Genomic DNA, 1,126 nt, shown 5'->3' with positions numbered 1-1,126 from the left:
CATCCACCGCGTCAACGGCGTCAAGCGGGCGCAGACCCGCGAGCGGAAGATCCGCGAGTTCGTCGCCATGCTGGCCCGTCACGAGACGATCTATCATGCCAAGTTGCGGATAAGGTAGGTCACAAAGTTTAAGGCAACTGACCTGGTGTGCAACACAGGCATTACTTGTCGCGGTAGGGCTGTATTCCGGCACAAACCAGTCTTCTACTGCTTCCCTGATTGAACGGTAATCTTCTTTAAACATCCCGACAAACCGTTCAGCATTACTGGGAAATTGATCATTCCACACCATGGCATCAGCCAGTTGCACAACAAACGGTGCATCTATCGTGACCTTTGTTTTGGGCAGTAGTTGCAGTATCAGAGCGAGCTCCTGAGTATCACTATATTCTTTAACATGACTTTCTCCCGATTTCGACGAGATAACTACCGTCGGAGTTCCCTTTCCATTACTACCTAACATAACACCGGAGATATCTTCGATTTTCATCGGCAAACTAAAAGGCAAGTTTTCCTTGAATAACTCTCTACCATATGCCTGGATCGTTTCAAAACTCACCGTTGCCCCCAAGCTTGCAGAACCTGCAATGACCTCATAGGTCACGCCATATCCGATCCCCCTGATTATTTTTTTCTTATTTTTACTCCATGGGTTAACGCCAAGCGCTTCGACTGCGGCAATGGAGGCCTCTCCGATAGAATCTTTTCCACCGACGTCTGCACAGATTGCATAGATATGATTATTTTTATAATTTATTTTAGCCATATCTCCCATATTCACAGCGACCCCGGTGATCTTCTTCCAATTACCTGGAATAACAAAATATGGAATAATACGTGCATTAACATAATCTCCCTCACCTCGCCAACCATTCCCTCTTCTTAAGCTGGTTTCCTTTTGCCCTGTCGGATCGATTTCCTCGGCATCAGGACTGCCATCGGCATCCGTATCCGCATCGGCAATAATTAAAATATGGCCATCATCTTTAATCATAACTACAGGATCTGGCATGACCGGCTCATCTGGGGAAGTCCGGTTATTTTTCCATGGGTGGGAGATGATATTTGACATAATGTTACCCTCGGTGAAAGGATGGCACCAACCGATATATTACCGACAAGCAAA

General features: G+C 46.4%; 1 protein-coding gene and 1 pseudogene. One reads left to right on the top strand and one right to left on the bottom strand.

The genetic code is table 11. The annotated features are described in order from the left end of the window. The coding region (locus tag AB0I71_RS32630) for a YdeI/OmpD-associated family protein (RefSeq protein ID WP_357591223.1) at positions 1-118 on the top strand (118 nt) is incomplete at its 5' end. A 513-nt stretch (positions 119-631) separates the two neighbouring features. Here the strand turns inward: AB0I71_RS32630 and AB0I71_RS32625 are convergent. Beyond that, positions 632-994, bottom strand: a pseudogene (locus AB0I71_RS32625) (glycoside hydrolase family 75 protein); the annotation flags it as partial. Positions 995-1,126: the final 132 nt, after the last annotated feature.

Origin of the sequence: Micromonospora sp. NPDC049891 (assembly GCF_040660295.1) — a bacterium.
Lineage (GTDB): Bacteria > Actinomycetota > Actinomycetes > Mycobacteriales > Micromonosporaceae > Micromonospora.
The sequence above is the reverse complement of the archived record's forward strand: the minus strand, read 5'-3'. Positions and strand labels throughout refer to the sequence as shown.